Source organism: Paracoccus sp. (in: a-proteobacteria), assembly GCF_047605025.1.
Taxonomy (GTDB): Bacteria; Pseudomonadota; Alphaproteobacteria; order Rhodobacterales; family Rhodobacteraceae; genus Paracoccus.
Genome location: NZ_JASGGO010000007.1, coordinates 63,092 through 84,950 on the forward strand (window position 1 = coordinate 63,092; position 21,859 = coordinate 84,950).

Here is a 21,859-nt window from a genome sequence, read left to right on the forward strand (position 1 = left end):
ATCCCCGTGATGGCCCCAAGCCTAGCCAGATTCGGCCCAAGCGTCACCCGAAAAACACAGACAAAACACAAAATCTTGCGGTTTGACAGGGGGACTTAGGCGGCATCTTGCCAATAGGACCGAATGTGGTGGGGACGCATGCCCTCCTCCACCGGATAAAGCGGATTTCTGCCTACCAGTTGTTCTTGAACCACCGATAGGCGCGCTTGAAGCTGCGGGCCGGGTAAGCCTCGGCCGGCATGTCGAAATCCCACCATTCGTCCTGGGGATGCGCGGTCAGCAGCGCCAGCCCGATGGTCGCGGAATAAGAGGCCGCCGTCGCACTATGCGGCAGGCCCTGGATGCGCAATGGCCGGCCGATGCGCACGTTCTGCCCCAGCATGCGCGCCGCCAGCACGTCCAGGCCGGGGATCTGGCTGCCGCCGCCGGTCAGCACGATCTGGCGCGAGGGCATGTATTCGAAACCCGCCGCGTCCAGCATCTCGGCGACCTTCTCCAGGATCTCCTCGACGCGGGGGCGCATGATGCCGATCAGGTCGGCGCGGCTGATCTGGCGGCGGTCGGTGTCCCAATCGCCGGTCTCGCCCCCCAGCGTGATCATCTCGTGATCGTCGCGGCCGGTGGCCTCGACCCCGCCATGCAGGGTCTTCAGACGCTCGGCCACGGCATGGCTGACGCGCAGGCCCTTGGCGATGTCCTGGGTGATCAACTCGCCCCCATAGCGCGCCGCATCGGCGAAGATCATGTGCTTCTTGATGAAGACCGAGACGCCCGTGGTGCCGCCGCCCAGATCGACGCAGGCCGCGCCAAGCTCCTGCTCATCCTCGACCAGCGCCGCCAGCCCCGAGGCGTAAGAGGCCGAGGCCACGCCCGCCAGTTCCATGTCGCAGCGGCGGATGCAATGGACCAGGTTCCCCGCCGCGTCGCCGTCGATGGTCAGCACATGCATGTCGCATGCCAGGGTGTCGCCGCCATGATCGCGCGGGTCGCTAAGGCCCGAGCGGCCGTCCACCGCGAAATTCACCGGCTGGGCATGCAGGACCTCGCGGTTGTGGCCGAAATCCGGCACTTCGCAGGATGCGAGCACGCGGGCCACGTCGCCCTCGGCCACCTTGCCGGCGGGCAGATGGATTTCCCCGGCAAGCCCATAAGAGGCCGGCCGCGCCCCCGAAATGCAGGCAATGACGTGATCGACCCGCACGCCGGCCTCTTTCTGCGCCGCCTGGATGACGGTGCGGATGGCGCGCTCGGTCTCGGCCATGGTGACGATCTCACCGAAGCGCATCCCGCGCGAACGGGTGCTGGCATTGCCGATGACGCGAAAGTTCGACTGCCCGGCCATGGGGCCGACGCCATCGGTCTCGCGGAACTGTCCGGGGCCGTCGAACTGCAACACCAGGCAGGACATTTTCGAGGTGCCGATATCCAAGACCGCGATCACGCCGCGCTGCATGGCCTGACGGCGCATCGCGCGCATGGCCCGCTGCCCCTGATAAAGATCCTTCATTTGCCCTGCCCCCTCAAGCTGTTATCCGCTTTTCTTGATGTTTTTTCCAGGTTTCGCCTCGACGATCGGCTTGCCGTCGGATCCGATCTCGGCCTCGCCGCGCGCGCGGCGGATGGCGTTCTGCGCCTCAAGCCCGATGCGCAGCACGGGGCGGTTTTCCTCGCGCAGGTCCACGGCCAGGATGTCGCGCGACAGCATGTCCAGCGCCTTGTCCATGGCCATCGCGCGCTCCAGCGCCCTAAGCGCCCCGTCCGAGGGCAGCATGATCCGCTGGCCGCGATCCAGGACCAGATCCCAGCGCCGCTCTCCGATCCGCTCCAGCCCGCGCAGGCGCGGCAGGATGGGACCGGCGGCGTCCAGCAGAGCCAGCGCCTCGGGCGCGGCGGCAGAAGCGCCTTCGCCGGCGATGATGGGCAGGTCGTTCCTGACATCCCGCGCCGTGACCGAGGCGACGCGGTGGCCGGTCTTGTCCAGAAGCTCGATCCCGCGCGCATGGCGCCACAGCAGCGCGGGCACCCGCTCTTTCACCGCCGCCGACAGGATCCCGCCCGGCTTGATGCGCAGATCGACCGTTTCCACCGCATCCAGCTTCATCACCCGCGCGCGCAGATCCTCAAGGTCGATATCGAAGCTGGACGCGGGCAGATCCACCGGCAGCATGGCGCGCAGGCCCTTGTCCACCACATCCGAGGCACCCTCGACCTCCATCTGGTGGATCATGAAGGCTTCGCGGTGCTGGATCTGATCGACGATACCGTCGATGCCGGCGGTCAGATTGGCGCGACGGGTCTCGTCCGAAAGCCAGATCCCCGCCACCAGCGCCAGCAGAAAGGCCGGAAGGCCGATCCGCACCAGCCGACGGATCAGCGGCCGCAGCATCATCCGGTTCAGCCGATAGGCCAGCCGCGAGGGGGCCGGATCGCGGCGCATGCCCGTCTTGGGGGCGGGCGCGGGACGCTGGACGGCATGGCGCATGGGCGCGGGCCGGCCTTGCGCCGCGGGGCGGCTGAAGGGGTTCAGTCCCTGCATAGCGCCTCCTCGACGATCCAGGCGCAAAGCGCGGGGAAATCCATGCCGTCATGCGCCGCCTGCTCGGGCGCGAGCGAGGTGGGCGTCATGCCGGGCTGGGTGTTCGTTTCAAGAAGGATCAGCCCGGCAAGGCCCCTGCTCTCGTCCCAGCGGAAATCGGTGCGGCTAAGGCCCCGGCAGCCCAGGGCGCGATGCGCGCGCAGCGCATAGTCGCGGCAGGCAGCCTCGATCTGGGCCGGAACCTGGGCGGGGATCACATGGGTCGATCCGCCGGGCGTGTATTTCGCATCGTAATCATACCAGCCCGTGGTCTGGATCTCGGTCACGGCCAGGGCGCGGTCGCCAAGGACCGCCACCGTCAGTTCGCGGCCGGGCGCGTAGGTTTCGACCATGACGCGGCGGGGCATGCGGTCGGAAAGCTGCGGCGGCGCATTGGCGCCGTCCTGGACGATATAGACGCCCACCGACGAGCCTTCGTCATTCGGCTTCACCACATAGGGGGGCGCCATCACATGTCGGGCGCGAACCTCGTCCGCATCGGCGATCAGGCTTTCGACCACGGGCAGCCCGGCCTCGCGGAAAGCCTGTTTCGCCCGCGACTTGTCCATCGCCAGCGCCGAGGCCAGCAGCCCCGAATGGGTATAGCGATAGCCCAGCCAGTCCATCAGGCCCTGGACGCAACCATCCTCGCCCCAGCGGCCATGCAGCGCGTTGAAGATCACATCCGGCGCGGCATCGGCCAGACGCGCGGGCAGATCCTTGCCCGCATCGATTTCGATGACATCATAGCCCGCCTGCCGCAGCGCCTGCGCGCATTCCCGCCCCGAGGACAGCGAAACCTCGCGCTCGGCCGAGGGTCCGCCCATCAGAACTGCGACTTTCGGGGCCGTCCTGCTCGACCTGCCCGCCAATTTTCGCCTCATTTTCCCGGTTGATCCGGGTGTTTGTGCGGGGAAGGATAACCGCTTAGCCCCATTCGCAAAAGGGGAATTTCGCGCCCGACGCGACTTTTCGCCGCGACCTCGGCGGCTTACGGCTCACCCACGCGGATGACTTCCCATTGCAGCAGGTGGCCGCTGGTTTGCTGGACGCGGGCACGGACATGTTCGCCAAGCGCCTCAAGCTCGGCCGCCGTCGCGCCATCGGCGTTCAGCAGGAAGTTCGGATGCTTTTCCGACATCTGCGCGCCCCCCAGCCGGTGGCCGCGCAGGCCCGCCGCGTCGATCAGGCTCCATGCCTTCAACTCGTGGCTGTCATCCGCCCTGCCGGTCGAGGAAAACCCCGCCGGATTGCGGAAGGTCGAGCCGGCGCTGCGTTCCCTGGTCGGCTGGCTGGCATCGCGCCGGGCCAGTTGATCGGCCATCCGGGCGGCCAGTTCGGCGGGATCGCCGCGTTCGGCGCGAAAGCGGGCCTGGATCACGATCCAACCCTCGGGCAGGTCGGATTGGCGATAGGCCAGGCGCAGATCGGCGGCGGGCAGGTCGCGGACCTCTCCCTGCCGCGTCACCACCCGGACCGAGACCAGGCGGTCGGCGACATAGCTGCCATAGCAGCCCGCGTTCATCCGCACCGCGCCGCCGATACTGCCCGGAATCGTGCGCAGGAAGGTCAGGTCCAGCCCCGCCTCGGCCGCGCGGCGCGCGACATGGGCATCCAGCGCGGCGGCCCCGGCGGTGACGGTATCGCCATCGCATGCGATCTCGTTGAAGCCGCGCCCCAGCCGGATCACCACGCCGCGAATGCCGCCGTCGCGCACGATCAGGTTGCTGCCCACGCCGACCGGAAAGACCGGCACGGCCGGATCGAGACCGCGCAGGAACTCGGCCAGATCCTGTTCATCGGCGGGCTGGAACAGCCAATCGGCCGGCCCACCGACGCGCAGCCAGGTCAGATCGGCAAGGGGGCGGTTGGGCGTCAGGGCGCCGCGCGGGGTGGGGAGTGAGTGGGTCATGGCCGCGTGGTAGCCAGAGCGGCGCGAAGCGTCAATGCGGGACAATTGTTCAAATGAACCAGAAAAGCAGCTTCAACGCCGCGTTCAGGATACCGCCAACAGTCTCCACACCTGCCCCGAGTGCGCCGGCAAGGATCAACGCTTCACGAACATTCCCGACAACCTTCTCTGTCTCATCCCGTAGCATGGCGGCACGCACGCGCAAAAGGCGTCCGGCGGTCCTGATGCCTGCCTCCTTGCGGTCCTCCGCCGAAGCCGATGGGTCAAGGGCGACCCGGATATCCTCGGGCATCTCTTCGCACGGGTAGTTGTCGAAAACGGTGGCCACCGCATCGACGACGGCTATCGCCTGCCCGGCAGCTTCAAGCGGTTCTGTCGGCGGGTGAATCTCCTGATGCAGCCTGACGGACTCGCGGACTTCGGACGAATAGGCCAACAGATCGGCACGCGCTTCCGCCACGCTTGCCCTCAGGTCATTGGTATGGACATCCTCGACGCAATCGTCTTGCGCAATGCGGTCTTCGATCCGGCGCTGCGCCCTTGACAAGACACTAAACAACATGCGCGGTCGTTCAGCGTAACGCCGAGGTGCCTCGCGCAACAGTTCGATTTCAGATTCAAGCGCCCGATAGGCGTTGCTGCTGCCGATATTCGGCAGAATACGGGTGGCCTCTTCGATCTTGTCCAGCACGTCTTGCAAATAGCCCGGCGGGAGATCGTTTTTCGGTATCGCGAGCAAACGCCCCGTCTCCGGCTGAACCGCGATTTCCTCGCCGTATTCGGTAAACTGCATCCCATGGCTAACGATCACATCGGTAATCGCACCATCCAACGCCTCGCCGCCCTGCTCCCACAGCGCATTGTCGATCAGCGCCACATCGCGCAGCAGGGGCCAGTTCTGCGGTTCACCACCGACAACACGCCTATACCAGTCGATCCAGAATGGATGGAGGGGCCATCCTTCTTCCAGCCACGAACCGGCAACCTCTTGCGGCAGCATGGGTGGCAATTGTTTACCCCCCTGCCACCTGTCAGAAACCCTGCTTTTGATCTGCCTAATATCGCCAAGCATGTTGTGGCCTTCGGGAAGGTGTCCAATCCCGTTTGACCAATAAAGGTATATCCTCGCGGGCTGATATGCGGATCCATTGCCCGATCCCAGCAGCACTTTTTCCATCTCTTTTGCCGCCATGCTCACGCTGCCGGCAGATCGCGCATCGGGCCGTCTGAATTTGGAATATGGACCGCGCGCGCCTGCGGCTGACCGCAATGCCTGCGCGTCAATCCTGTCATTCAGGAACAGGTGAGCCGTCAGCAGAAGCCGCAGATGCGCAATGCCGTCACGGGCCTGCATCTCTGCCAGTCCGGCGGGCAACATCCGCATCGTGCTACGCCAGGCGAGTTGACTGGCTTCATGCGAGTTCAGCGCCGCGAACTCGCGATCAAAACGCTGGAAGGCTTCCTGAACACCAGTCAACGCGACCCTTTCACTTCTCAATGGAAGCGACCTAATCGCATCACGGCAATCATGGCAATCGGGCAGACGGCGCCCCCTACTCCATCGCGCTCAGCGCCACGCCGGCCAGCGACAGCAGGCCCACCACCCAGAGATCCCAGCCGAAAGCGGGGCGCGGGCCGGGGTCCGAGGGCCTGAGCCGGTCGTAAAGCCAGCGCCCTGCCGCGCCCAGGGCCACGCCTCCGGCGGCGGCCAGCAAAAGCAGGCTGCACAGCGCGCCGATGATGCCGGCGACAAAGCCTCCGGTCTTGCTCTCGCCGATCAGATAGCACAGGCCCGCCGCGCCCAGCAGCACGGCCAGTTCCAGCACCAGCGGCCCCAAGGATCGCGCCGCCATGCGCGCCGCGCCGATCCAGGCCGTCGCGGCCACCGTCACGGCGATGATCAGCCAGACCAGGACCACGGCCTAATGCATCCCCTGCCCCCGGCCGCGCCTTAGCGGTGGCCAGACCAGCAGCGACAGACCCAGCGCCAGCACCAGAACGCCCAGCACCGGGCCGCACAGATAGGTCAGCCAGCCCAGCACCGGCACACCGCCGAGGATCAGGACCCAGATGGCCTGATGCCGCCGCGCCGGACCCAGAAGCGGCAGGAGGCATGCCAGCACAGCCCAAAGCAGGGCGCAAAGCGCCGCCGCAGCGGGATGGCCTGCCAGCAGGATCACGCCGCGCGCCCCAGCAGCCGCTCGGGCAGGCCGTTGGCCCAGGCCGATATGGTGCCCGCGCCCAGGCAGACCACCATGTCGCCGGGGCGTGCCTGTTCGCGCACCAGCCGGGCCAGATCCGCCTCGTCCATCACCGCGCGGGCGTGGCGGTGGCCATGGGCGATCAGCCCGGCGACCAGATCGTCGCGCGAGGCGCCGGGGATCGGCTCTTCGCCGGCCGAATAGACATCGGCGATGGCGACGACATCGGCCTCGTTGAAGCAGGTGCAGAAATCATCGAACAGGTTCGAAAGCCGGGTATAGCGGTGGGGCTGGTGCACGGCGATGACGCGGCCCTTGGTGGCCTGGCGCGCGGCCTTCAGCACGGCGGCGATTTCCACGGGATGGTGGCCGTAATCATCGATGATGGTGACGCCGCCCACCTCGCCCACGCGGGTGAAGCGCCGCCCGACACCGCCGAACCTGGCAAGCGCCTCGCGGATCTGGGCACGCTTCATGCCCAGGTGCCGCGCCACGGCGACAGCGGCAAGCGCATTGCTGACGTTATGGTCGCCCGGCATCGGCAGGGTGCAGCCCTCGATCACGGGGCCGTCCTCCTCGGCCTGAAGCGCGATGTCGAAATGCGCCACGCCGTTTTCATAGCGCAGGTTCATCGCCCGCACATCGGCCTGGGCGTTGAAGCCGAAGGTGGTGACGCGGCGGTCCGAGAGCTTGCCGACCAGCGCCTGCACCTCGGGGTGGTCGGTGCAGCAGACGGCAAGGCCGTAGAAGGGGATGTTCGAGGCGAAGTCGTAAAACCCCTTGCGCAGCGCATCGAAGGAGCCCCAATGCTCCATATGCTCGGGGTCGATATTGGTCACGATGGCGATGGTCGCGGGCAGGCGGTTGAAGCTGCCGTCGCTTTCGTCGGCCTCGACCACCATCCATTCGCCGGCGCCGGCGCGGGCATTGCTGCCATAGGCATGGATCACGCCGCCGTTGATCACGGTCGGATCGAAGCCGCCCGCATCCAGCAGCGTCGCCACCATGGTCGTGGTCGTGGTCTTGCCATGCGTGCCCGCGATGGCCACGTTCGAGCGCAGGCGCATCAGTTCGGCCAGCATCTCGGCCCGGCGCACGACGGGCAGGCCGCGGCGGCGGGCTTCCTCAAGCTCGGGGTTGCCCTTCTTGATCGCGGTCGAGATGACGACCACGCCGGCCTCGCCGATGTTCTGGGCACTCTGGCCCTCGAAGATGGCGGCACCCAGGGCTTCCAGCCGGTCGGTGATCTTGGAACGTTTCGCGTCCGAGCCCTGGACCTGGTAGCCCAGCGTCATCAGCACCTCGGCGATGCCCGACATGCCGATGCCGCCAATGCCGATGAAATGGATGGGGCCGAGTTCGCCGGGAAGTTTGGTCGCTGCGTTCATCGGGTCAGTTCCATTACAATTTCTGCCAGGTTGCGGGCCGCCTCGGGGCGCCCCAGGCGAAGCGCCGCCGCGGCCATCCGGGTGGCGCGGGCTTCGTCGGAAAGGATATCCCGGATGTCGCGCGCAAGGCTTTCGGGGTCAAGCGCGGATTCGGGCAGGACGCCCGCCGCGCCGGTTTCGGCCAAGGCGCGCGCATTGGCGCTTTGGTGGTCCCCGGTCGCGGCGGCGAAGGGGATAAGGATCGAGGGCCGCCCGATCACCGTCAGATCGGCGATGGACGAGGCCCCGGCCCGGCTGATCACAAGCTGCGCCTGGGCCATGCGCCGGGGCACGTCCTCGAAAAAGGGGCTGACCTCGGCCTGGATGCCGGCGGCCGCATAGGCGGCGGTCACACGCTCGCGGTCCTCGGCGCGGGCCTGGTGGCTGACGCGCAGGCGCGGCGCCTGGGGCAGCAGCGCCATGGCGGGCGGCACCATGTCCGAAAGCACCCGCGCGCCCTGGCTGCCACCGATGATCAGGACGTTCAGCGGGCCGTCGCCCAGCTGGACATCCGGCGGGACATAAGGCGATCCGGCATGATCCAGCACCGCCTGGCGCACCGGATTGCCGGTATGAACGCCCTGCACCCCCGGCGGCAGGGTGGTCGGCCAGGTGCCGCAGGCGACGCGCTGGACGCGGCGGGCGAAGGCCGCGTTCACCCGGCCCATGACGCCGTTCTGCTCGTGGATCATGCGCGGGACACGCAGCGCCAGCGCCGCCGACATGGCGGGAATGGTCGGATAGCCGCCAAAGCCCACCACCACCGCCGGGCGGTCCGCCGCGAACCGGCGCATGGCCGAAACGACGCCCACCCCGATGCGCAGCGGCACGGCAAGCTGCGCCATCCTGCCCCCGCGCGCGGTGGTGGCCGAACTGACGACCTCGCGCGCGACTTCGGACGGAAAGGCCCCGGCATAGCGCGCGCCGCGCTCGTCGGTCGAAAGCGTGACCCGCCAGCCCCAGGACAGCAGCACCTCGGCCAGCGACTGGGCCGGAAACATATGCCCGCCGGTGCCCCCGGCTGCGATCAGGCAAAGCGGCGGGCGGCTCATCCCCGGCGCCCCAGCACGTCGCCCATGCGCCCCTGCGGCCGCGAGCGGGTCAGCGCCAGCAGCATCCCCACCGCGATCCCCGAGGCGATCACGGACGAACCGCCATAGCTGACGAAGGGCAGCGTCATGCCCTTGGCGGGCAGAAGCCGCACCGCGACGCCCATGTTGATCAGCGCCTGCACGCCGAAGGCGCAGGCCAGGCCCGTGCCCGCGATGCGGACAAAGGGATCACGCTCATCGCGCAGCCGCATCAGCGAGCGCACGACCACGGTGCCGTAAAGAAACAGGATCGTGATCACCATGATAAGGCCGTATTCCTCGGCCGCGACGGCGATGATGAAATCGGTATGCGCGTCGGGCAGCGACCATTTGACCGAACCCTCGCCCACGCCGACGCCGAAGAAGCCGCCCTCGTGAATGGCATCGGTGGCATAGCCGATCTGCGTGCGCGGATCGACCTCGGCGGTCAGAAAGCCGTTGATGCGGCGGGCAAAATGCTCGGAGGCGCCATAGGCGAAGAAGCCCCCGGCAACGGCCGTGCCCAGCACGCCGAAAAGCAGCATCAGGGGCGCGCCGGCGATGAAATACATCACGCACCAGGAAAACAGCACCAGCGAGGCCTGGCCGAAATCGGGCTGAAGCGCCAGAAGCACCACCACGAACGAGGCCATGATCGCCGAATAGATCCGGCCGGGCGGGCCGCCCACCTCCTGGCTGGCGGCCATGAACCAGGCGCAGATGGCGACGAAGGCGGGCTTCAGAAACTCCGAGGGTTGGATCGACATCCCCCCCGGCAGGCGCAGCCAGCGCACCGCGCCCTTGCCGAAATCCGTGCCGATAAAGGGCAGCAGCACGATCGCGGTGATGGCGACGGCAAAGCCCAGAACGCCGATCCGCCGCACCTGGCGCGGCGAAAAGGTCGAGATCACCAGCATCGCCGTGATCGCCATGCCCCCGAACACGGCCTGACGGGTGACGTAATAGAATTGCGGAAGGTTGTTCTTCTCGGCCAGCGGGACCGAGGCCGCCAGCCCCAGGATCAGCCCGATGGTGAAAAGCCCCAGCACACAGGCCAGGGACCAGCGGTCCACCGTGCGCCACCAGCGTGGAAGAATCGGGTCGCCCGCCCGCGCGGGCGTGGTGCCGAAGACCATCTCGGTCATGGGAATACCGCCGTCACTGCCTCAGATAAAACGCCCGTTCGCCGGGTCTGGAACGCAGCATAGCGCGGATGTTGCCGTCGCGCTACAGCGGATTCGCAACCTGATCCGCAAGACTTGCATCGGCGCGCATCTGCGCGGGTGGTGAACGGATCGGTTCACGGATCGGTTCACGGCGGCGGCAATGCCGGGCCGCCCCCCCTCTCCCGGTCAAATCTCCGACCGGCTCCGGCATGCCGGCGAAAGGCTTCGCGCGACAAAGGGGACCGGCGGCCCCGAACGCCCCCCGTCTTTCTTGTAAAAATATCCTCGGGGGCGCGGGGGCAGACAGCCCCCGCTCCGGCGGTGCCGGCCCTAAGCCCCCCTTTTCTCGGCGCGCCCGAAGGCATAACTATCGCGCGACCAGACAGGGATGACCGATGCTCTACAAGACCAAAGCCGAATGGCTCACGGCCTCGCGCAAGCGGGTGCTCCTTTTCGGCATGTCAGGCTTGGGCAAGACCTATCTGGCCTCGATGCTGCGCCAGACCGGGGAATGGTTCCACTACTCGGTCGATTACCGCATCGGCACCCGTTACATGGGCGAGCTGATCGCCGACAACTTCAAGCGCGAGGCGATGAAGGTGCCGTTCCTGCGCGAATTGCTGATGTCGGATTCGGTCTATATCGCCAGCAACATCACCTTCGACAACCTGACGCCGCTCTCGACCTATCTGGGCAAGCCCGGCAGCCCGACGCGGGGCGGACTGGAGTTCGAGGAATACATGCGCCGCCAGGGCCAGCACCGCCGGGCCGAGATCTCGGCGCTGCTCGACGCGCATCACTTCATCGCGCGCGCCCGCGAAATCTATCGCCTGCACAACTTCATCTGCGATTCCGGCGGCTCGATCTGCGAGGTGGTCGACCCCCACGCGGCCCATGACCCGGTGCTGGACGCGCTGGAAAGCGAATTGCTGCTGGTCTGGATCAAGGGCTCGGACGCGCATACCGAGGAGCTGGTGCGCCGCTTCGACCGCGCGCCCAAGCCGATGTATTACCAGCCCGCTTTCCTGGACCGCGCCTGGACCGCCTATCGGGTGGAAAAGGGCCTGTGCGAGGATCAGGTCAATCCCGACGACTTCATCCGCTGGACCTATGCCCGCGCCCTGGCCCACCGCCAGCCCCGCTACGAGGCGATGGCCCGGCGGGGGGTCACCCTGCTGGCCGAGGAGGTCGCCGAAGTCAAGACCCAGGCCGATCTGATCGAGTTGATCGGAACGGCCATCGACCGCGGGGCCAGCCTCGGCTAGCCCGCAACCACCGCAAGAAAGGACGCATGATGCCCATCACCCTGCCCAATGACCTGCCCGCCTTCGACATCCTGTCGAACGAGGGCGTCATGGTCATGTCGCCGGGCCGGGCCGCGACCCAGGACATCCGCCCGCTGCGCATCGGCCTGTTGAACCTCATGCCCAAGAAGATCCAGACCGAGAACCAGTTTGCCCGGCTGATCGGCGCGACGCCCTTGCAGATCGACTTCCAGCTGATCCGCATGTCCGACCATGAAAGCCGCAACACCGCCGCCGACCACATGGCCGCCTTCTATCGCCGCTTCAGCGAGGTCGAGGCCACGGGCGAGAAATTCGACGGGCTGATCATCACCGGCGCGCCGATCGAGCATCTGGATTTCCAGGACGTGACCTATTGGGACGAGCTGACGCGCCTGTTCGACTGGACACAGACCCATGTGCATTCGACCTTCGGCGTCTGCTGGGGCGGCATGGCCATGGCCTGGCATTTCCACGGCCTGCCCAAGCACATGCTGAAAAGCAAGGCTTTCGGCTGCTTCCGCCACCGCAACCTGACGCCCGCCAGCCCTTATCTGCGCGGCTTCTCGGACGATGTGCTGGTCCCGATCAGCCGCTGGACCGAGGTACGCCAGCACGAGGTGGACGCAAGGCCCGCGCTGCGCACGCTGATCACCTCGGACCAGGCCGGACCCTGCCTTCTGGAGGATGCCGGGCACCGGGCGCTCTACATGTTCAACCATTTCGAATATGACAGCACCACGCTCAAGGACGAATACGACCGCGACATCGCCGCCGGAAAGCCGATCGACGTGCCGGTCAACTACTATCCCGACGACGATCCCAGCCAGGTCCCCTTGAACCGCTGGCGCAGCCATGCCCATCTGCTTTACGGCAACTGGATCAACGAGATCTACCAGAGCACCTGGTATGACATGTCACGCATCGGCGAGGGTTGAATGGCCAAGAACGGCAAGAACGGTCCCAAGGCGCTGGCTGAAAGCCATCCCGACCTGCCCTATGTCGGCGCCATCACCCGCTTTCTGGAAAACGACGCCCCCGACGCGCTTCGCAAGGCGGTGCGGGACGGGGACAAGGACCGCGTCCTGGATCCGGGCTTTCCCTATCCCGCGCCGATGAAGGGCAAGGATTACGACGCGCATATGGCGGGGCTGCAATCGCAGTTGGTGCGGATGATGCGCGATGTGATCCAGACCGGCAAGCGCGTGGTCGTGCTGTTCGAGGGCCGCGACGCCGCCGGCAAGGGCGGCACCATCGAGCGCGTGCGCGAGAACCTGAACCCCCGCTCGGCCTATATCGTGGCGCTGCCGAAACCCGGCGAGCGCGAAGCCGGGCAATGGTATTTCCAACGCTATACCGACTGGCTGCCCGCGCGGGGCGAGATCGCGCTTTTCGACCGCAGTTGGTATAATCGGGGCGTCGTCGAAAAGGTGTTCGGCTTCTCGACCGAGGCGCAGCGCGAGACCTTCTTTCGCCAATTGCCGCATTACGAGAACATGCTGGTCGATGACGGGGTGGTTCTGGTCAAGCTGTGGCTGAACGTGGGCCGGGCCGAGCAGTTGCAACGTTTCCTGGACCGCGAGCAGGATCCCCTGAAGCAATGGAAGCTAAGCGCCATCGATGTCGAGGGGCTGGCGAAATGGGACGACTACACGGCGGCGATCCGCGACACGCTGATGCGCAGCCATTCGGGCATCGCGCCCTGGACGGTGATCCGCTCGGACGACAAGCGCCGGGCACGGATCGCGGCGATCCAGACCATCCTGCGGGCGGTGGACTTCCAGGGCCGGGACGACGCGGTGATCGGTGCCCCCGATCCAAAGCTGGTCGGTGGCCCCGAAATGCTGGCCGGGTGATGCCGCGGTCTTGGGCGACGCTGCTGCTGGTGCTGCTGGCGCTGCTGCCCGGCGCGGTCCTGGCCCAGGCGCTGCCGCGATGGCAGGCTACCACGCTGAACGATTTCGCCGGGGTGGTGACGGCGCGCGATGCCGAGGCCATCGAGGCCGGGCTTTCCGCCCTGCGCCGCGAGACCGGAATCGAGGGCACGGTCGTCACCTTGCAGGACCGCGCCCGCTACGGCGGCATACAGGGCCTGGACGCCTTCGCGACCCGGCTTTTCAACGATTGGGGCGTGGGCGATGCGCGGCGCCAGGACGGGTTCATGATCCTGGTCCTGCCCGGCGACCGCGAGGCCCGGATCGAACTGGGCCGGGGCTATCCCAACGACGCCGACATCCTGGCCCAGGACATCATGCGCGGCAGCCTGTTGCCCGCCTTCCGCGCGGGCGATCTGTCGGCCGGCCTGCGCGAGGGCACCGCGCAGGTCATCGCCCGCATCGCCCGCCCGCATGCCTCGGGCATGCCCGGACCGGCCCAGGACCGCGACTGGGCGGGGCGGCTTCTGCCGCTGGCAGGCTTCGCACTGATCCTGGGGCTGATCGGACGCCGGATCTGGCGGCGCGGGCGCTGCCCCAAATGCGGGGGGCGCGGGCTGATCACGCGGCACGAACCGCGGAAGGAGCCGCTGGCAGAAGGCGGCTACCGCATCGCCGACCAGTCCATGACCCGGCATTGCCCGCATTGCGACTGGACCGAGACCCGCCTGCGCCCCCAGCCCCGGATCGGCTATTACGGCGCGGCGGGCGAGCTTTTGCGCCAGGAACGCAACCCCGCCCATCGCTCAGGCGCGGGCGGCGGCGGCGCGGGCTTCGGCGGCGGCTCGTCGCGCGGCGGCGGCGCCTCGGGACGGTGGTAGCGCCCTGGGGTGGGTAGCACCTTGGAGGCAGTGATGGCGCCCTTGGCCGCCGCGCCGCAGCGAATGCTTGCGGCAAGGCCAAGCTGCGGCTAGCGTGCCTGGAAGCACGCCATATACCAGACCCCCACCCTATAGACGAAGGCCCCAGATGAAACTTCTGCGCTCCTCCGCCCTGGCCCTGATCCTGGGCGCCGCGATCTCTGCCCCTACCCATGCAGCCGATCCCGAACTGACCGTCTTCGACTGGGCCGGTTTCGAGGAGCCGGCGATCTTCCAGGGCTATATCGACAAGAACGGCGACAGCCCGACCTATGCCTTCTACGGCGATGACGACGAGGCGTATCAAAAGCTCGCCTCGGGCTTCAAGGCGGACGTGGCGCATCCCTGCTCGCAAATGGTGTCGAAATACCGCGATGCCGGGCTGATCGAGCCTTGGGACGTGTCCAAGATCCCGGCCTTCGACACGATCGATCCGAAATTCCTCGCCTCGCCGATCTTCAAGGACGACGGCGGCGTCTGGTATATCCCGACCGACTGGGGCGCGACCGCCATCGCTTACAACAAGGAAAAGGTTCCGGCCGAGGACATCGCCAGCCTGAATGTCTTCATCGATCCGAAATACCAGGGCCGCACCAGCCTGCCCGATTCGGCGGACGATGTCTGGGCGCTGGCCTATCTGGCCACCGGCGTGACCGACTGGACCAAGGTGACGGATGAGCAGTTCAAGGCCGCCGCCGACTGGCTGCGCCAGGCCCATCAGAACGTCGCCGCCTATTGGGCCGATCCGTCCGAGCAGGCGCAACTGATGGCCTCGGGCGCGGTGGATGTGGCCTGGTCCTGGAATGACGGCGTGGTGCTGCTGGAAAACGACGGCTTCCCGGTAGGCTTCCAGCGCGCCCCGAAAGAGGGCAGTTCGACCTTTTTCTGCGGTTATATCAACCTCAAGAACGGGCCGGGCAAGGAAGACAAAGCCTATGACTTCATCAACGCCTGGCTGGCGCCGTCGGCCGCCAAGGGGCTTTTGGACACGATCGGCTACGGCCATACCTCGACCGTGGCGATGGAAACGATCAAGGACGAACCTGCGGTGAAAGAGGGGCTTTCGGATGTCGATGCCCCGATCCTGGCCCAGACCCCGAACGACCCGGCGCAGCGGGAAAAGCAACTGGCCGAGTTCGAGAAGATCAAGGCGGGATTCTGATCCCCTTCGGCAACGCCCCGTCCCAGCCGGCGGGGCGTTTTTCTTTCGCCCTGCCGCATGGGTATTTGGGAAACAAAGAAGGACGAAGCCGCCGCGCTTTGGCTTTCTCCGCTTGCCAAATACCTCAAGGGGTGAATTGGCACGGCACGGGCCAAGAGGGGAACAGCGTTCCCCTCTCTTGCGCACCGCAGGACCGGGGCCTATATCTGGATTGTTCGGGTTCGCCCGGACTATGGACATAAACGCGCAGGTAATAAGCGGATCGGACCCGGGGGCGGTACCCGGCGGCTCCACCAGAGTCCCTCGTTGGGGGCACATGGGGCCGAAACAGGATCGACGAACGTCTAAAGCTGTTTGCTTTGTCTCGGTGAGCTACCACCGTCATCGGTGCAAATTGTACAGTTGCCAACGACAACCGTGCTCCGGTCGCTCTGGCTGCGTAAGCAGCTCGGGTAACCGAAACTTAAGCCCTTGCGCCTAGCAGCGTAAGGCGGGGCCCGCAGGAGCCTGGCAACAGAATCCTGCACCCTCCCTCCCCTTTCCCGAACAAGGTATTCTCTGCTGGTTTTCGCGGGTCTTCCCGCCTATGTCTTTGCCCATTGCAAGGGAAAGCCCGTGATGAAAGACCTGTCCATGTCCGATGCCGATGCGCTGATCGCCACGTTGGGCGCGCAGGCGCGCGAGGCAGCCCTTACCCTGGCCAGCGCCAGCGCCGAGCGCAAGCATGCCGCCCTGATCGCTGCCGCCGAGGCCATCCGCGAGGCCGAGGGGGCGATCCTGGGCGCCAATACGCTAGACATGGCGGCGGCGCAGGAAAAAGGCGCCGCCCCCGCCATGCTGGACCGGCTGAAGCTGGATCCCGCCCGCGTCCGCGCCATGGTGGACGGGTTGCGCGCCGTGGCCGAGCAGCCCGATCCGGTGGGCAGAATCCTGGCCGAATGGGACCGTCCGAACGGGTTGAACATCCGCCGCGTGGCCACGCCCCTGGGGGTCATCGGCGTGATCTATGAAAGCCGACCCAATGTCACCGCCGACGCGGCCGCGCTGGCACTGAAGGCGGGCAACGCGGTGATTCTGCGGGGCGGCTCGGAAAGCCTGAACAGTTCGACCGCGATCCATGCTGCGCTGGTGCGGGGGCTGGTCCAGGCCGGGCTGCCGGCCTCGGCGGTGCAGATGGTGCCGACCCGCGACCGCGAGGCGGTGGGCGCGATGCTACGCGCCCAGGGACTGATCGACGTGATCGTGCCGCGCGGCGGCAAGGGCCTGGTCGGCCTGGTCCAGCAAGAGGCCCGCGTGCCTGTCTTCGCGCATCTTGAAGGCATCTGCCACATCTATGCCGATGGCGACGCCGATCTGGAAAAGGCCCGCCGCGTGGTGCTGAACGCCAAGACCCGGCGCACCGGCATCTGCGGTGCCGCCGAATGCCTGCTGATCGACCGCGCCTTCCTTGCCAAGCACGGCGCCGTGCTGATCCAGGACCTGCTGGACGCCGGCGTCGAGGTGCGCGCCGAGGGCGAGTTGGCCAAGGTGCCGGGCACCGTTCCCGCCCAGCCCTCGGATTTCGGGCAGGAATTTCTGGACAAGATCATCGCCGTCAGGCTGGTCGATGGGGTCGAGGCGGCAATCGCCCATATCCGCCGCCACGGCTCGGGTCATACCGAAGCGATTCTGACCCAGAACGACGCCACCGCCGAGCGATTCTTCCAGGGGCTGGACAGCGCGATCCTGATGCGCAATGCCTCGACCCAGTTCGCCGACGGGGGCGAGTTCGGCATGGGCGCCGAAATCGGCATCGCCACCGGCAAGATGCATGCGCGTGGGCCGGTCGGGGCCGAGCAATTGACCAGTTTCAAATACCTGGTCACGGGCGATGGCGCGATCCGCGCCTGATGGCCGCCGAAACGCTGCATCAGGACGCCCGCCATCGCATCGCGCTGTTTCGCGGGGCCGGTGACGGCCGCCTGGCCGTGGTCAGCTTCGAACATGGTCGCGGCGAGGCGATGCGGGGCTTCGCGCCGCCTTCATGCCCCCGCTTTGCGCAGCGGCTGGGCATTGATGCGCTGGTGGTGCAGACCGCGCGGCGCGATTGGTTCCTGTCGCCGAAAAGCGCCATGCTGGCGCAGGCGCTGACCCGCGCAACCGCAAGCTATGCCGAGGTCACCGCCACGGGCTTTTCCATGGGCGGCTATGCCGCGCTGCTTTACTCGGCCGCCTGCCGGGCACGGCGGGTGATGGCGGTCTCGCCGCAATATTCCATAGATCCGGCGGTCGCGCCCTTCGATCCCGCCCGGCACGGCAAATTCGCCCGCATAGGCCAGCCCATGCCGACGCCCGAATCGCGCGGCGATACCGGCATCGGCGGCCTGCTGATCTATGACCCCAGCATCACCGCCGACCGCGCCCATGCGGCGCTGATCCATGCCGGGTTTCCGGGCCTGACCGCCGTGGCGCTGCCGCATGGCGGCCATCCCGCGACCAGCCTTGTCGGAGAAGCCGGCGGCGTGGGCCGGCTGGCCGAAATGGTGGTTCGGGACCGCATCGATGTGCCCGCGATCCGCCACATGCATCGCGCCGCCCGGCGCGGCAGCGCCAGCTATCGCCTGCGCCTGGCCGAGGCGGCCCTGCCCCGCCATCCCGAGCGGGCGGCGCGGGAATTGCATGCTCTGGCCGCCCAAGGTCCCGCGCGGCTGGGGGTCGAGGCGGCGCTGCTGCTTCTGGAACAGGGCGACGACAGCGCCGAGACGCGGCTCCATGCCCTGCTTGAGACCGCGCCGCAGATCCCGCCCGGCCTGCTGCGCCGGCTGCAACGCGCCCTCGATTGCCGCGCCTAGACGGCATAGTCCCTTACGCTCTCCGTGCCTGCCCGAGGCATGTCGGCAAGGGCGTCGACGAAGGGAGCGCTGATTTCGCGGCTCAGGGCGATGCGGCGGCGATGAGGCCGCGCGGCGCGTCCCGATCCCCTCCGGCATATGCGTATCACGGCAGGGCTCTGACGAAACGCTGCTCCAGCACCTCGCTTCCCCATTGGGAGCCGGGGCGTTCCTCGACCAGCGCGAAGCCGCGCGCTTCATAGAGGTGCCGCGCCGCATCCAGCCCGGAGAACGTCCAAAGATGCGTTTCGGCAAAGCCCTGCCGGTCCGCAAAGGCCAATGCCGCATCGAGCAACCGTTTCCCGGCCCCGCCGCCGCGCACCATGTCATCGACGATGAACCATCTTAGATGCGCGATGCCCGCCCCCATGTCTTCGCCGTCCATGGCGACGGAGCCGACGATATGACCGCCTTTCAATGCCGCCCAGATTTCGTTCCGGCTTTTACCCAGGCGGCCCCCGAACTCGGCCAGGCCACCCGCGACAACGGATTCGAACACTTGTCCAAAGCCCGATGTCCGCGCGTAGTAAAGCGCGTGCATCTCGGCGATGCGGCCAATGAGGCCCGGCCTGTAGCCGGCGCAGATCTCGACGGGCGTGCGCAGCGGTTTTCCGGCCAGCGCATTGCCATAAAGGCGCAGCCCCTCCAACACGGTGCGGCCCTGTTCGGCGGTCAGATGCGCGAACGCCCTGGCGACCTGCGCGCGGGCAAATTCATGGATTGCGGCAACGCGGTCCTTGCCCGACGGGGTCAGCGAGAGCAGCTTCATGCGGCCGTCATCCTCGCCTACCTGTTCCACCACGTCACCGGCCTCGACCAGCCTGCGAAGCATCCGGCTGACGCTTGATTTTTCAAGATGCAGCATCGCGCCCAGATCGCGGGCGGTCAGCCCGCCTTGCTCGATCTCGATCAGGGCATGGACCGCCGAAGGTGAAAGGGCGGTTCCCGCGAAATCCCTGCCGGTAAACCCCAATTCACGAACGAGTTGGCGAGAGGCGGTGCGGATCGAATCGACGACTTGAAGAGAGGATGACATGCGCGAACCATATGGTTGTGTATAGCAACCATTTCAGCTTGAATGCCTTCCTGTCAACAGGCCCATATCCGCTTGATCGGAAATCCTGCCAACGGCGAAACTTTTCTCGGACCAGTGGCGTCGACGGGCTCGATTCGCGGATTCATGAACCGGCGCGGCATTGACCGAGTGGATCGTTCAAGCACCATCCATCGAGGAATCGTGAACCAGGTCCAGAGATGCGGTTCCCCTACTCGACATGCGCCAGGACATCGCGGATGCGCGAGACCTGGGCGACATCCTGCTCGGCATCGAGCGCCGTCAGCAGCGCATGCAGATGCTCGCTGTCGCGCAACTCCACCTCGATGCGCAGCCGGTAGAAATCCGGCTTGCGATCGATGAATTCCAGGTTCGAGATATTGGCCCCCTGCACCCCGATCAGCGTGCAGATCCGCCCCAGAACGCCCGCATCGTTGCGGATGGTCAGCGAAAGCACCGTGGAATAGGCGGGTGGGTGCTGGCCCTCGCGCCAGTGCAGGTCGACCCAACGCTCGGGGCTGTCCTCGAACTCGGCGAGCACGGGGCAGTCGATGGCATGGATCACCACGCCCTTGCCGCGATAGGTGATGCCGACGATACGCTCGCCCGGCAGGGGATTGCAGCAGGGCGCGCGGGTGAATTCCTGATCCGCCTCAAGCCCGGCCACGGCCCGGCTCGCGTCGATCTCGGAGCGTTTGGCGGCCAGTTCGGGATAAAGCGCCGCCAGCACCGCATGGGCGGAAATCTCGGCGCTGCCGATCCGGGCCAGCAGTTCATCCGTGTCGGGCAGGGCCATGGTCTTGGCCGCCGTGCGCAGGGCCTTGTCGCTGACCTTGCGGCCGACATGCTCGAACGCCACGCGGACCAGTTCCGAGCCAAGCTTGATGAAGCGCGTCCGGTCCTCTTGCCGCAGGCTGCGGCGGATCGCGGCCTTGGCGCGGCCCGTCACCACGATGTCAAGCCATGTCGGCTGCGGCCGCTGCCCCGAGGCCGAGATGATGTCCACCGACTGCCCGTTCTTCAGCCGCGTCCATAGCGGCACGCGGATGCCGTCCACCTTGGCGCCGACGCAGGAATTGCCCAGCCGGGTGTGGATCGCATAGGCGAAATCAATCGGCGTCGCGCCCTTCGGCAGCGGAATCACGTCGCCCTTGGGCGAAAAGCAGAAGACCTGATCCGAATACATCTCAAGCTTCACATGCTCAAGAAACTCGTCATGATCCTCTTCGCCGAAGCGTTCGGTCAGGCTGGAGATCCATTCGCCGGGATCGACGGCGAAGGGGTTTTCCGTGCGCGCCCCGTCGCGATAGGCCCAATGCGCGGCGACGCCCGATTCGGCCACCTCGTGCATCTGGCGGGTGCGGATCTGCACCTCGACCCGCTTGCCGTCGCGCCCCGAAACGGTGGTGTGGATCGAGCGGTAGCCGTTCGCCTTGGGCTGGCTGATGTAATCCTTGAACCGCCCCGGCACGGCGCGCCAGCGGTGATGGATCACGCCCAGGGTGCGATAGCAATCGGCCTCGGTCCGGGTGATGATGCGAAAGCCGTAGATGTCCGACAGGCGTGAAAAGGAAAGCTGCTTTTCCTGCATCTTGCGCCAGATGCTGAAGGGTTTCTTGGCGCGGCCGTAGACATCGGCCTCGATCCCCTCGCGCTCCAGCTCGGCCCGGATGTCGGCGGTGATCTTCGGGATCACGTCGCCGGATTCGCGTTGCAGGCTGACAAAGCGGCGGATGATCGAATTGCGCGCCTCGGGGTTGATGACCTTGAAGGCCAGGTCCTCAAGCTCTTCGCGCATCCATTGCATGCCCATGCGACCGGCAAGCGGCGCATAGATCTCCATCGTCTCGCGCGCCTTCTGCGTCTGCTTGTCGGGCCGCATCGACTTGATCGTGCGCATATTGTGCAGCCGGTCCGCCAGCTTGACCAGGATCACGCGAAGATCGCGCGACATGGCCATGAAAAGCTTGCGGAAATTCTCGGCCTGCTTGCTGTGGGCGCCGGACAGTTGCAGGTTGGTCAGCTTGGTGACGCCATCGACCAGATCCGCGATCTCGCGGGTGAACATCTGCGACACTTCGGTCCAGGTCGAGCGGGTGTCCTCGATCGTGTCGTGCAGAAGCGCGGTCACGATGGTGGCATCGTCCAGCCGCATCTCGGTCAGGATGGCGGCGACGGCGACGGGATGGGTGAAATAGGGCTCGCCCGAATGGCGGAACTGGCCCTCGTGCATGCGACGCCCATATTCATAGGCATCGCGGATCAGATCGGCATTGGTGCGCGGATTATAGTTCTTGACCAGTGCGATCAGGTCTTCGACATCAATCATTTCGGGCCGAAGACCT

19 protein-coding genes and 1 other RNA gene are annotated in these 21,859 nt (G+C 66.6%); 8 read left to right on the forward strand and 12 right to left on the reverse strand.

Annotated features, from left to right (window positions below; all coding sequences use genetic code 11):
• Positions 1 to 172 precede the first annotated feature (172 nt).
• The 10 genes from ftsA to QM682_RS06005 all read right to left on the reverse strand — a co-directional run bounded on the left by ftsA (position 173) and on the right by QM682_RS06005 (position 10,330).
• Positions 173 to 1,507 carry a cell division protein FtsA gene (gene ftsA, locus QM682_RS05960; RefSeq protein ID WP_415128025.1) on the reverse strand — a complete coding sequence of 445 codons (1,335 nt, stop codon included), beginning with the start codon at positions 1,505 to 1,507 and terminating at the stop codon, positions 173 to 175.
• A gap of 21 nt (positions 1,508 to 1,528) precedes the next feature.
• Complete coding sequence (locus QM682_RS05965; protein ID WP_415128026.1) at positions 1,529 to 2,536, reverse strand: cell division protein FtsQ/DivIB; 1,008 nt, start codon at positions 2,534 to 2,536, stop codon at positions 1,529 to 1,531.
• On the reverse strand, positions 2,524 to 3,459 hold the full coding sequence (locus QM682_RS05970; protein WP_415128027.1) for a D-alanine--D-alanine ligase: 936 nt from the start codon (positions 3,457 to 3,459) through the stop codon (positions 2,524 to 2,526). The genes QM682_RS05965 and QM682_RS05970 overlap by 13 nt, the downstream gene beginning before the upstream one ends.
• 107 nt (positions 3,460 to 3,566) lie before the next feature.
• Positions 3,567 to 4,487: a UDP-N-acetylmuramate dehydrogenase gene (gene murB, locus QM682_RS05975; protein WP_415128028.1), complete on the reverse strand. Its 921-nt coding sequence runs from the start codon at positions 4,485 to 4,487 to the stop codon at positions 3,567 to 3,569.
• A gap of 49 nt (positions 4,488 to 4,536) precedes the next feature.
• Positions 4,537 to 5,964, reverse strand: a complete 1,428-nt coding sequence (locus QM682_RS05980; RefSeq protein WP_415128029.1) for a hypothetical protein — start codon at positions 5,962 to 5,964, stop codon at positions 4,537 to 4,539.
• Positions 5,965 to 6,040: 76 nt separating this feature from the next.
• Positions 6,041 to 6,406 (reverse strand): hypothetical protein, encoded by a 366-nt coding sequence (locus QM682_RS05985; RefSeq protein ID WP_415128030.1) that lies wholly within the window; start codon positions 6,404 to 6,406, stop codon positions 6,041 to 6,043.
• A 3-nt stretch (positions 6,407 to 6,409) separates the two neighbouring features.
• The gene (locus QM682_RS05990) at positions 6,410 to 6,667 is read right to left on the reverse strand and encodes a DUF2484 family protein (protein WP_415128031.1); all 258 of its coding nucleotides are present in this window, start codon (positions 6,665 to 6,667) and stop codon (positions 6,410 to 6,412) included.
• The gene (gene murC / locus QM682_RS05995) at positions 6,664 to 8,076 is read right to left on the reverse strand and encodes a UDP-N-acetylmuramate--L-alanine ligase (protein WP_415128032.1); all 1,413 of its coding nucleotides are present in this window, start codon (positions 8,074 to 8,076) and stop codon (positions 6,664 to 6,666) included. The genes QM682_RS05990 and murC overlap by 4 nt, the downstream gene beginning before the upstream one ends.
• The gene (locus QM682_RS06000; protein ID WP_415128033.1) at positions 8,073 to 9,167 is read right to left on the reverse strand and encodes a UDP-N-acetylglucosamine--N-acetylmuramyl-(pentapeptide) pyrophosphoryl-undecaprenol N-acetylglucosamine transferase; all 1,095 of its coding nucleotides are present in this window, start codon (positions 9,165 to 9,167) and stop codon (positions 8,073 to 8,075) included. The genes murC and QM682_RS06000 overlap by 4 nt, the downstream gene beginning before the upstream one ends.
• Positions 9,164 to 10,330, reverse strand: a complete 1,167-nt coding sequence (locus tag QM682_RS06005; protein WP_415128034.1) for a peptidoglycan glycosyltransferase FtsW — start codon at positions 10,328 to 10,330, stop codon at positions 9,164 to 9,166. Before QM682_RS06005 ends, QM682_RS06000 begins: the two co-directional genes overlap by 4 nt.
• A gap of 416 nt (positions 10,331 to 10,746) precedes the next feature.
• On the opposite strand from QM682_RS06005, the gene QM682_RS06010 reads away from it, so the two are divergent.
• From QM682_RS06010 to QM682_RS06045, 8 genes are all read left to right on the forward strand, one after another.
• Entirely contained in the window at positions 10,747 to 11,616 is an 870-nt protein-coding gene (locus QM682_RS06010) for an ATPase (protein ID WP_415128035.1), read from the forward strand.
• Positions 11,617 to 11,645: 29 nt separating this feature from the next.
• Complete coding sequence (locus tag QM682_RS06015; RefSeq protein ID WP_415128084.1) at positions 11,646 to 12,572, forward strand: homoserine O-succinyltransferase; 927 nt, start codon at positions 11,646 to 11,648, stop codon at positions 12,570 to 12,572.
• Complete coding sequence (ppk2, locus tag QM682_RS06020; protein WP_415128036.1) at positions 12,573 to 13,490, forward strand: polyphosphate kinase 2; 918 nt, start codon at positions 12,573 to 12,575, stop codon at positions 13,488 to 13,490.
• The gene (locus QM682_RS06025) at positions 13,490 to 14,389 is read left to right on the forward strand and encodes a TPM domain-containing protein (protein ID WP_415128037.1); all 900 of its coding nucleotides are present in this window, start codon (positions 13,490 to 13,492) and stop codon (positions 14,387 to 14,389) included. Before ppk2 ends, QM682_RS06025 begins: the two co-directional genes overlap by 1 nt.
• A gap of 148 nt (positions 14,390 to 14,537) precedes the next feature.
• Complete coding sequence (locus QM682_RS06030; protein WP_415128038.1) at positions 14,538 to 15,590, forward strand: ABC transporter substrate-binding protein; 1,053 nt, start codon at positions 14,538 to 14,540, stop codon at positions 15,588 to 15,590.
• Between the two features lie 174 nt (positions 15,591 to 15,764).
• Positions 15,765 to 16,118: a transfer-messenger RNA gene (gene ssrA, locus QM682_RS06035) on the forward strand.
• Positions 16,119 to 16,208: 90 nt separating this feature from the next.
• Entirely contained in the window at positions 16,209 to 17,480 is a 1,272-nt protein-coding gene (locus tag QM682_RS06040) for a glutamate-5-semialdehyde dehydrogenase (RefSeq protein WP_415128039.1), read from the forward strand.
• Positions 17,480 to 18,421, forward strand: coding sequence for a hypothetical protein (locus QM682_RS06045; protein WP_415128040.1), 942 nt, complete (start codon positions 17,480 to 17,482; stop codon positions 18,419 to 18,421). Before QM682_RS06040 ends, QM682_RS06045 begins: the two co-directional genes overlap by 1 nt.
• A gap of 145 nt (positions 18,422 to 18,566) precedes the next feature.
• On the opposite strand, the gene QM682_RS06050 is transcribed toward QM682_RS06045, so the two are convergent.
• Together QM682_RS06050 and QM682_RS06055 are read right to left on the reverse strand one after the other, a co-directional pair.
• Positions 18,567 to 19,496 carry a bifunctional helix-turn-helix transcriptional regulator/GNAT family N-acetyltransferase gene (locus tag QM682_RS06050; protein WP_415128041.1) on the reverse strand — a complete coding sequence of 310 codons (930 nt, stop codon included), beginning with the start codon at positions 19,494 to 19,496 and terminating at the stop codon, positions 18,567 to 18,569.
• A 229-nt stretch (positions 19,497 to 19,725) separates the two neighbouring features.
• On the reverse strand, positions 19,726 to 21,843 hold the full coding sequence (locus tag QM682_RS06055) for a RelA/SpoT family protein (protein ID WP_415128042.1): 2,118 nt from the start codon (positions 21,841 to 21,843) through the stop codon (positions 19,726 to 19,728).
• Positions 21,844 to 21,859: the final 16 nt, after the last annotated feature.